Source organism: Streptococcus sp. 20925_1_22 (assembly GCF_041431685.1).
Lineage (GTDB): Bacteria > Bacillota > Bacilli > Lactobacillales > Streptococcaceae > Streptococcus.
On sequence record NZ_JAPVYE010000001.1, the window covers coordinates 465,825 to 476,075 of the forward strand.

The following is a 10,251-nucleotide window of genomic DNA, read 5'->3' on the forward strand; positions in this document are numbered from 1 at the left end:
TATAATGAGAGCAGATTAGAATTTGGAGGAAACTATGACCTTAGCAAAAATTGTTTTTGCCAGCATGACTGGAAACACCGAGGAAATTGCTGATATTGTGGCGGATAAGCTAAGAGATTTGAATGTAGAAGTTGAAGTGGACGAGTGCACCACTGTCGATGCAGAAGATTTCTTGGAAGCAGATATTGCGATTGTAGCGACCTATACTTATGGTGATGGTGAGCTGCCGGATGAAATGATGGACTTCTACGAAGACTTGTCTGGTTTGGATTTATCTGGCAAGGTCTACGGAGTGGTCGGTTCGGGCGATACTTTCTATGACGAATTCTGCAAGGCTGTTGATGACTTTGATGCTGCCTTTGCTGCTACAGGAGCGGTTAAGGGGGCAGAAAGTGTTAAGGTGGATCTATCTGCGGAAGATGATGATATTGCACGCTTGGAAGCTTTTGCGGAAGGCTTGGTTAATAAAGTTTAAAGTGATAGATAGATGAAACGGCTGCGGCCGTTTTTGTTTTGCGAAAGTGTTATTTTCTGACAATTCTCATGATTAGGAGTATAATATAGGTAAGCGCTATCCATCAGATAAAGGAGGAGTTCCTATGAAAGAACGCGACTATGCTTTTGGCTTTCATGATGATGTCAAGCCGCTCTTTTCGACTGGTAAAGGCCTGACAGAAGAAGTTGTTCGAGAAATCTCAGAAATCAAGAATGAGCCCCGGTGGATGCTGGACTATCGTCTGCGCTCCTTGGAACTCTTTCATAAACTGCTAATGCCCGACTTTGGCCCGGATTTGTCAGGGATTCGCTTTGATGATGTTATCTACTATCAGAAGCTAAGCGGAGATCGGGCTCGCAGTTGGGATGAAGTTCCAGAAGAGATTAAGAAAACCTTTGACCGCTTGGGAATTCCAGAAGCCGAGAAGCGCTTTCTATCTGGAGCTGTGGCTCAGTATGAATCTGAAGTGGTTTACCACAATATGAAGGAAGAGTTTGCCAAGCTGGGGATTATCTTCACCGATACGGATACGGCTGTTCAGGAATATCCGGACTTGGTCAAGCAGTATTTTGGTACTGTGATTTCAAATGCTGAGCATAAATTTTCTGCGCTTAATAGTGCGGTTTGGTCTGGCGGAACCTTTATCTATGTGCCCAAGAACGTCCAGTGCCAAGTTCCTGTTCAGACCTATTTTCGAATCAATGGTGAAAATGCCGGCCAGTTTGAGCGCTCCTTGATGATTATTGAGGAGGGCGGTTCTATACAGTACATTGAGGGCTGTACAGCACCGACCTATACAAGCAATAGTCTTCATGCTGCAAATGTCGAAATCATTGTCAAAAAGGATGCCTTTTTCCGCTATACAACCATTCAAAACTGGTCGGACAATGTCTATAATCTTGTAACGGAGCGGGGGATTGTTGAGGAGGGTGGCACCTTAGAGTGGATTGATGGGAACTTAGGCAGTAAGGTCAATATGAAATATCCTTGTAGCATTCTTAATGGCCGCAACGCAAGAACTTCTGTTCTCTCTATGTCCTTTGCCAACTATGGCCAGCACTTGGATGCGGGCTGCAAGGTCTTTCATAATGCTCCTAAGACATCCAGTACCTTGATTTCTAAATCAGTGGCCAAGGATGGTGGAAAGACAGACTATCGTGGTCAGGTTCGCTTTGGGAAGAATAGCGCTGGCTCCAAATCTCATATCGAGTGCGATACCATTCTGATGGATGGTGAATCCAGTTCTGACACCATTCCTTTTAATGAAATCCATAATTCCAATGTCGCGCTAGAGCATGAAGCCAAGGTTTCCAAAGTGTCTGAAGATCAGCTCTACTATCTCATGAGTCGAGGCATCAGCGAAGAAGAAGCCACAGCTATGATTATCAACGGATTTATGGAACCCATTACTAAGGAACTTCCAATGGAATACGCCGTCGAACTCAACCAACTCATTAATATGAGTATGGAAGGCTCAGTTGGTTAAAAAAGTCCATTGGACCTTTTTAATCTGCGGATAAAAACTCGCTTCTGCGAGTTCTCCTTAATCCAAGGTCAGGAGGACTGTTTTAGGTTGCGGATAAGCACTCGGTTAAGCGAGTGCTCTTTAATAAGGTTCGGGGAACTTTTTTAATCTATAGATGGGAGTTGTTTTAGGTTGCAGATAAAGACTCGCCCTTGCGAGTTCCCTTTAATCAAGGTCCATTGGACCTTTTTATTTAGGATTAACTAGAAAATTTTACTATTTTTTGATATGATAGATAGAATATAAGGAGGAATGAGATGACGTTAGAAGAAATCAGACAGGAAATTGATCAAGTGGATGATGCAATTGTTGACTTGCTGGAGCAACGCATGAATCTGGTCGACCAAGTCGTGGCTTTAAAAAAATTAACAGGTACGGCTGTCTTGGATAGTAAGAGAGAAGATGTGATTTTCGCCAGAGTGGCGGATAAGGTTGAAAAAAAAGACTACAAGGAAACTGTTGTTGCGACCTTTTCTGACATTTTAAAACGTTCGCGTGAATTTCAGAATAAAAATATCTAATGAAAGAAGTACAGAACTCGATAGCTGTGGCTTTATCTGCGATGGTAGGCGGCTGGCTACGTTACCAAGTAGCGCTCTTATCAGTTTTTGCTGATTCATTTCCGCTGGCTACCTTACTGGTCAATTATTTGGGAACTTTTTTGCTGGTCTATATTATCAAGGGCTATCTTAGCAGTAAAGTTAAGTCCCAGCGTCTAATTCTAGCGCTTTCGACCGGTTTTTGTGGAGGTTTGACGACTTTTTCTGGTCTTCTGCTAGACAGTATCAAACTAGCAGATTCAGGACGTTATACGGAGCTTCTTATCTATCTAGTTTTAAGTGTAGGTGGTGGCCTTGCAATCGCCTTATGGGCTGGAAAGCAGGTGAAGGCATGATGTGGGCGATGTTAATCTGCTGTGGCGCTGGTGCTCTTGTGCGTTATGTTTTTTCCAAGGTCAATAGCAGGGCATCTCTGCCGATTGGGACTTTGGTGGCAAACCTTCTAGGTGCTTTTCTCATTGGATATTTTTATAATCATATCGAAGACAAGCAGGTTTATGTCATTTTAGCAACAGGCTTCTGTGGTGGCCTGACGACTTTTTCCACCTTGAATGATGAGCTGGCAGAGCTCTTTTCGGAGCGAAAGAAATTTGTTTTCTATTTGGCTCTGACATACATACTCGGATTTTTAGCGATTCTTTCGGGAATTTTCATTTAAACATCTTTACATTTTTAGAAATTTTGATATAATATAGTTTGTGCCTAATGGAAGCACAAAAAACGGCTAATCCGCTGCGGTCTTGAACCTTAAGATTAGTAAGATAGGAGTAGAAAAAATGAATCCATTAATCCAAAGTTTGACTGAAGGTCAACTTCGTACTGACATCCCTGCATTCCGTCCTGGTGACACTGTCCGCGTTCACGCGAAAGTTGTCGAAGGAAGTCGCGAACGTATCCAGATCTTTGAAGGTGTGGTTATCGCTCGTAAAGGTGCTGGTATCTCAGAAACTTACACCGTTCGTAAAATCTCTAACGGTATCGGTGTTGAACGTACTTTCCCAATCCACACTCCACGTGTTGATAAGATTGAAGTCGTTCGTTACGGTAAAGTCCGTCGTGCTAAATTGTACTACCTTCGTGCATTGCAAGGTAAGGCAGCGCGTATCAAAGAAATTCGCCGTTAATCTTAGAAAGACTCTGTCGTTGGGCAGAGTTTTTCTCTAAGTCCCCTTAGTTCAATGGATATAACAACTCCCTCCTAAGGAGTAGTTGCTGGTTCGATTCCGGCAGGGGACATGGATTTGAAAAACTACGTTGACAAACGTAGTTTTTTTCTGTGTTTAAATAAAAAATCTTTAAAATAAATTGTTTTTAAGAAATAGGAGCACAATAGGGTTATTATAGTAAATAAAAAAGCACCGAATCGGTGCGCACTTTTTCAAGTTGAATACGGACTGGGCTTAAAAACCACTGCCTTATTTTAACTTGCTGTGTTGTTTCGAATAGTTCCAACAAAATAATTATATAATATTTTTCTTTAAATGTAAACGTTTTTGTGTTAAAATATTGACATAAAAAAACAAATTTATAAAAGGGGATTTTTATGAAGAAACCATATTCAATAGGACTTGATATAGGAACAAATAGCGTTGGATGGGCTGTAGTAACTGATGATTATAAAGTTCCTGCTAAGAAAATGAGAGTTTTCGGGGATACAGATAGAAGTCATATTAAGAAAAATTTATTAGGCGCCTTATTATTTGACGATGGAAATACTGCAGAGAGTAGACGTCTAAAACGAACAGCTCGTCGGCGCTATACTCGCCGACGCAACCGTATTCTTTATCTTCAAGAAATTTTTACAGAATCAATGAATGAAATAGATGAAAGCTTCTTCCATCGACTAGATGACTCCTTTTTAGTTCCTGAGGATAAGAGACGAAGTAAATACCCTATTTTTGCTACCTTAGCAGAAGAAAAAGAATATCACAAGAAATTTCCAACTATCTATCATTTGAGAAAGCAACTTGCGGATTCGAAAGAAAAAACTGACTTGCGTTTAATCTATCTGGCATTAGCTCATATGATTAAATACCGTGGACATTTTTTATACGAAGAATCTTTCGATATTAAAAACAATGATATCCAAAAAATCTTTAATGAATTTGTAACCACGTACGACAGCACTTTTGAAGGAAGTTCTCTCAGTGAACAAAAAGCGCAAGTCGAAGCAATATTTACTGATAAGATTAGTAAATCCGCTAAAAAAGATCATGTACTGAAACTCTTCTCTAATGAAAAATCTACTGGATTATTTTCAGAATTTCTCAAGTTGATTGTAGGGAATCAAGCTGATTTTAAGAAACATTTTGATTTAGAAGAAAAATCTCCACTACAATTCTCTAAAGATACCTATGATGAGGATTTGGAAAACTTACTCGGACAAATTGGGGATGGTTTTGCAGACCTTTTCCTAGTTGCTAAAAAACTCTATGACGCCATTCTTCTATCAGGAATCTTAACTGTTACAGATCCTTCAACCAAGGCTCCACTATCAGCCTCTATGATTGAGCGCTATGAAAACCACCAAGAAGACTTAGCAGCTTTAAAACAATTCATCAAAAACAATCTTCCAGTAAAATATGATGAAGTTTTTTCTGACCAATCTAAAGATGGGTATGCTGGGTATATCGATGGCAAGACCACTCAAGAAGCATTTTACAAATATATCAAAAATCTTCTCTCTAAATTCGAAGGAGCAGATTATTTTCTTGATAAAATTGAACGTGAAGATTTTTTGAGAAAACAGTGCACCTTTGATAATGGTTCTATTCCTCATCAAATTCATCTTCAAGAAATGAATGTCATTCTCCGTCGACAAGGAGAACATTATCCATTTCTGAAGGAAAACAAAGAAAAGATAGAGAAAATCTTAACCTTCCGTATTCCTTACTACGTTGGCCCGTTGGCTCGTGACAATCGTGATTTTTCTTGGCTTACTCGAAACTCGGACGAGCAAATCAGACCTTGGAATTTTGAAGAAGTTGTTGATAAGGCAAGATCTGCCGAAGACTTCATTCACAGAATGACTAACTATGACTTGTATTTACCAGAGGAAAAAGTTCTACCTAAGCACAGCCTATTATACGAAATATTTGCTGTCTATAATGAATTAACAAAAGTAAAATTTATTGCAGAAGGATTGAGAGATTATCAATTTCTTGATAGTGGGCAGAAGAAGCAAATTGTCAATCAATTATTCAAAGAGAAAAGAAAAGTAACTGAAAATGATCTCATTCATTATCTACACAATGTTGATGGTTACGATGGAATCGAACTAAAAGGAATTGAAAAACAATTTAACGCTAGTCTATCTACTTATCATGATTTACTCAAAATTATCAGAGATAAAGAATTTATGGATGATCCTAAAAATGAAGCGATTCTTGAAAATATAGTTCATACTCTCACAATATTTGAAGATCGTGAGATGATTAAGCAACGCCTTGCTCAATATGACTCCATCTTTGATGAAAAAGTGATTAAATCACTGACTCGTCGACATTATACTGGTTGGGGAAAACTCTCTGCCAAGCTGATTAATGGTATCTGTGATAAAAAAACTAGCAAAACGATTCTTGATTATCTGGTTGATGATGGTTATAACAATCGTAACTTTATGCAGTTGATCAATGATGACGGACTATCCTTCAAAGAAATTATCCAAAAAGCACAAGTAGTTGGTAAAACAGATGATGTGAAGCAAGTTGTCCAAGAACTTCCAGGCAGTCCTGCTATCAAAAAAGGAATTTTACAAAGTATCAAGATTGTTGATGAACTTGTCAAGGTTATGGGCTATGCTCCTGAGTCGATTGTGATTGAAATGGCACGAGAAAATCAGACAACTACCAGAGGGAAAAAGAATTCCCAACAAAGATATAAACGCATTGAAGATGCACTAAAAAATTTAGCACCTGGGCTTGATTCAAATATATTAAAAGAAAATCCTACAGATAATATTCAACTTCAAAATGACCGTCTCTTCCTTTACTATCTCCAAAATGGGAAGGATATGTATACAGGGGAAGCCCTTGAAATCAACCAACTAAGCAACTATGATATTGATCACATCATTCCACAGGCCTTTATAAAGGATGATTCGATCGATAACCGTGTCTTGACTAGTTCAAAGGATAATCGTGGTAAATCCGATAATGTTCCAAGTTTAGAGGTTGTTCAAAAAAGAAAAGCTTTTTGGCAACAATTGTTGGATTCCAAATTGATTTCAGAACGTAAATTTAATAATTTAACCAAAGCTGAACGAGGTGGACTAGATGAGCGTGATAAAGTTGGCTTTATCAGACGCCAACTAGTTGAAACGCGGCAAATCACAAAAAATGTTGCACAGATTTTGGATGCCCGTTTCAATACAGAAGTGAATGAGAAGAAGCAGAAAATTCGTACCGTCAAAATCATCACTTTGAAATCCAATCTAGTTTCCAACTTCCGTAAAGAATTTGGGTTATACAAGGTGCGGGAAATCAATGACTACCACCATGCGCATGATGCCTACTTAAATGCGGTGGTGGCTAAGGCTATCCTTAAGAAATATCCTAAACTAGAGCCTGAATTCGTCTATGGTGACTATCAAAAGTACGACCTTAAGAAATACATCTCAAGATTCAAACCCTCTAAAGAAATTGAAAAAGCAACTGAGAAGTATTTCTTTTACTCAAACTTGTTGAACTTTTTTAAAGAAGAAGTGCATTACGCAGACGGAGCTATCGTAAAAAGAGAGAATATCGAATACTCCAAGGATACGGGAGAAATCGCTTGGAATAAGGAAAAAGATTTCGCAACAATCAAAAAAGTACTTTCCTACCCACAGGTGAATATTGTGAAGAAAATAGAGATTCAGACACATGGTCTAGATAGAGGTAAACCTAAAGGCTTGTTCAATTCTAATCCATCTCCTAAACCATCAGAAGATAGCAAAGAAAATCTTGTTCCTATTAAACAGGGGCTTGATCCACGAAAATACGGTGGTTACGCTGGTATTTCTAACTCATATGCGGTCTTAGTTAAAGCTATTATTGAAAAAGGAGCGAAAAAACAACAAAAGACAATTCTTGAGTTTCAAGGTATCTCTATTTTAGATAAAATTAACTTTGAAAATAACAAAGAAAAATATCTTCTTGAAAAAGGATATATAAAACTTCTATCAACTATTACTTTACCTAAATATAGTTTATTTGAGTTTCCTGATGGTACAAGAAGAAGACTAGCAAGTATTCTATCGACAAACAATAAACGAGGAGAAATTCATAAAGGTAATGAATTGGTCATTCCCGAAAAGTATACAACTCTTTTATATCATGCTAAGAATGTTAATAAAACACTCGAACCAGAGCACTTAGAGTATGTTGAGAAACATAGGGATGAGTTTGCTAAACTTTTAGAATATGTACTTGATTTTAACGAAAAGTATGTTGGGGCGTTAAAAAATGGAGAGAGAATCCGGCAAGCTTTTACAGATTGGGAAACAGCAGATATCAAAGAATTGTGTTTCAGCTTCATTGGTCCAGAAAATAGTAAAAATGCTGGTTTATTCGAATTGACATCACAAGGAAGCGCCTCTGACTTCGAATTCTTGGGAGTAAAAATTCCACGATATAGGGACTATACACCTTCATCACTCCTCAACGCTACCCTCATCCACCAATCCATCACTGGTCTTTATGAGACTCGGATTGACTTAAGCAAACTGGGAGAAGACTAATGGGATGGAGGACCGTTGTTGTCAATACACACTCTAAGCTCTCCTACAAGAACAATCACTTGATCTTTAAAGATGCCTCTCGGACAGAGTTGATTCACCTGTCCGAGGTGGACATCCTTCTTTTGGAGACGACGGATATCGTTCTCTCCACCATGCTGATTAAACGTTTGGTGGATGAAAATATTCTGGTCATCTTTTGTGATGATAAACGCTTGCCAACTGCATACTTAATGCCCTACTACGGTCGGCACGATTCCAGTCTGCAACTCTCTCGGCAAATTGCTTGGAATGAAGATGTAAAGGCGGAAATCTGGACAACCATCATTGCACAAAAAATTCTCAATCAGGCTTTTTATCTAGGGAGTTGTGGTTTTCTGGAAAAGAGTCAGTCCGTCATCGATCTCTATCATGGATTGGATTTATTTGATCCTAGTAACCGCGAAGGGCACGCAGCTCGGATTTATTTTAACACCTTGTTTGGAAATGATTTTAGCCGTGAACAAGATAATGATGTCAATGCTGCCTTGGACTATGGTTACACCTTAATTTTGAGTATGTTTGCGCGTGAAATTGTCTTGTCTGGTTGTATGACTCAGTTTGGATTGAAACATGCTAATCAGTTTAATCAATTCAACCTCGCTAGCGATATTATGGAGCCTTTCCGTCCGATTATTGACAGAATCGTCTATGAAAATCGAAACAGTTCTTTTGTCAAAATCAAACAAGAACTTTTCACTATTTTCTCAGATACCTTTCACTACAATGGCAAAGATATGTACCTGTCCAATATCGTCAGTGACTATACTAAGAAAGTCATCCAGGCTCTCAATCAACCGGAGAAAGGAGTTCCTGAGTTTAGGATATGAGTTATCGATATATGCGTATGATTTTAATGTTTGATATGCCCGTTGATACCGCAGAGGAACGCAAGGCCTATCGGAAATTTCGCAAGTTCCTCATAGATGAAGGATTTATCATGCACCAATTCTCTATCTATAGCAAGCTCTTGCTCAACAACTCTGCTAATAACGCCATGATTGAGCGACTCAAGACTCATAATCCTAAAAAAGGAAACATTACTCTCTTAACCGTTACAGAAAAGCAGTTTTCTCGCATGATTTACTTAAATGGCGAGCGAAATACCAGCGTAGCAAACTCCGACGCACGTTTAGTTTTTCTAGGAGAGGAGCCTGGAGATGAAGATTAATTTCCCATTATTGGATGAACCATTGGCTATTGAAAATGCAACCTTTTTAGTCCTGGAAGACCAACTTACCTTTTCAACTATCGTCAAGCAGTTCTACCAATATTCTACTGATGATGGGGACTTGAAGTTATTTGATAGAAATCTAAAATCTCTGAAAGAGTCTGAGTTACTGGTAATAACGGATGTCTTAGGATACAATCTCAACTCCTCTTCTATGCTCAAGCTGATACATGCTGATTTAGAAAATCAACTCAATGACAAACCAGAAGTCAAGTCCATGATTGAAAAGCTGGTTGCTACGATTACAGAATTGTTGGCATTTGAGTGTTTGGAAAACGAGTTAGACCTAGAGTATGATGAAATCACCATTCTAGAGTTAATCGATGCACTTGGTGTCAAAGTCGAAACTCTAAGTGATACACTTTTTGAAAAGATGCTAGAAATTGTCCAGGTTTTTAAATATCTTTCTAAAAAGAAACTTCTTGTTTTCATCAATGTATCCGCCTATCTATCAAAGGATGAGTTAGTAAATTTGATCGAGTATATACAACTCAATCAACTAAGAGTCTTATTTGTCGAACCTCGAAAAGTCTATGATTTCCCTCAGTATGTGCTGGATCAAGACTATTTCTTGAACCCTGAAAATATGGTATAATAAGAGTAACAATTGGAACCTGACGAGCTGAAGTCTGGCTGAGACGAATGGCGCGATTACGAAATTTCGTGAGAAAAAATTTTTTACGA

General features: G+C 38.5%; 10 protein-coding genes and 1 tRNA gene. All 11 read left to right on the plus strand.

Annotation, left to right across the window (positions count from 1 at the left end; all coding sequences use genetic code 11):
• Window positions 1-34 precede the first annotated feature (34 nt).
• Window positions 35-475 carry a flavodoxin gene (locus O3621_RS02385; protein ID WP_111675741.1) on the plus strand — a complete coding sequence of 147 codons (441 nt, stop codon included), beginning with the start codon at window positions 35-37 and terminating at the stop codon, window positions 473-475.
• A gap of 124 nt (window positions 476-599) precedes the next feature.
• Window positions 600-1,982, plus strand: a complete 1,383-nt coding sequence (gene sufB / locus O3621_RS02390) for a Fe-S cluster assembly protein SufB (RefSeq protein ID WP_111675742.1) — start codon at window positions 600-602, stop codon at window positions 1,980-1,982.
• 296 nt (window positions 1,983-2,278) lie between these two features.
• On the plus strand, window positions 2,279-2,542 hold the full coding sequence (locus O3621_RS02395; protein ID WP_111675743.1) for a chorismate mutase: 264 nt from the start codon (window positions 2,279-2,281) through the stop codon (window positions 2,540-2,542).
• Window positions 2,542-2,916 (plus strand): fluoride efflux transporter CrcB, encoded by a 375-nt coding sequence (gene crcB, locus O3621_RS02400; protein ID WP_111675744.1) that lies wholly within the window; start codon window positions 2,542-2,544, stop codon window positions 2,914-2,916. The genes O3621_RS02395 and crcB (O3621_RS02400) overlap by 1 nt, the downstream gene beginning before the upstream one ends.
• A complete protein-coding gene (crcB, locus tag O3621_RS02405; RefSeq protein ID WP_172454731.1) occupies window positions 2,913-3,239 on the plus strand; it encodes a fluoride efflux transporter CrcB in 327 nt (108 codons plus the stop codon). The genes crcB (O3621_RS02400) and crcB (O3621_RS02405) overlap by 4 nt, the downstream gene beginning before the upstream one ends.
• A gap of 118 nt (window positions 3,240-3,357) precedes the next feature.
• Entirely contained in the window at window positions 3,358-3,705 is a 348-nt protein-coding gene (gene rplS, locus O3621_RS02410) for a 50S ribosomal protein L19 (protein ID WP_002900259.1), read from the plus strand.
• Between the two features lie 40 nt (window positions 3,706-3,745).
• A tRNA-Arg gene (locus O3621_RS02415) sits at window positions 3,746-3,817 on the plus strand.
• A gap of 307 nt (window positions 3,818-4,124) precedes the next feature.
• The gene (gene cas9, locus O3621_RS02420) at window positions 4,125-8,300 is read left to right on the plus strand and encodes a type II CRISPR RNA-guided endonuclease Cas9 (protein WP_371513531.1); all 4,176 of its coding nucleotides are present in this window, start codon (window positions 4,125-4,127) and stop codon (window positions 8,298-8,300) included.
• A complete protein-coding gene (gene cas1, locus O3621_RS02425; RefSeq protein WP_111675747.1) occupies window positions 8,300-9,166 on the plus strand; it encodes a type II CRISPR-associated endonuclease Cas1 in 867 nt (288 codons plus the stop codon). The genes cas9 and cas1 overlap by 1 nt, the downstream gene beginning before the upstream one ends.
• Window positions 9,163-9,507 (plus strand): CRISPR-associated endonuclease Cas2, encoded by a 345-nt coding sequence (gene cas2 / locus O3621_RS02430; protein ID WP_111675748.1) that lies wholly within the window; start codon window positions 9,163-9,165, stop codon window positions 9,505-9,507. The genes cas1 and cas2 overlap by 4 nt, the downstream gene beginning before the upstream one ends.
• Window positions 9,497-10,162 carry a type II-A CRISPR-associated protein Csn2 gene (gene csn2 / locus O3621_RS02435; RefSeq protein WP_111675749.1) on the plus strand — a complete coding sequence of 222 codons (666 nt, stop codon included), beginning with the start codon at window positions 9,497-9,499 and terminating at the stop codon, window positions 10,160-10,162. Before cas2 ends, csn2 begins: the two co-directional genes overlap by 11 nt.
• Window positions 10,163-10,251: the final 89 nt, after the last annotated feature.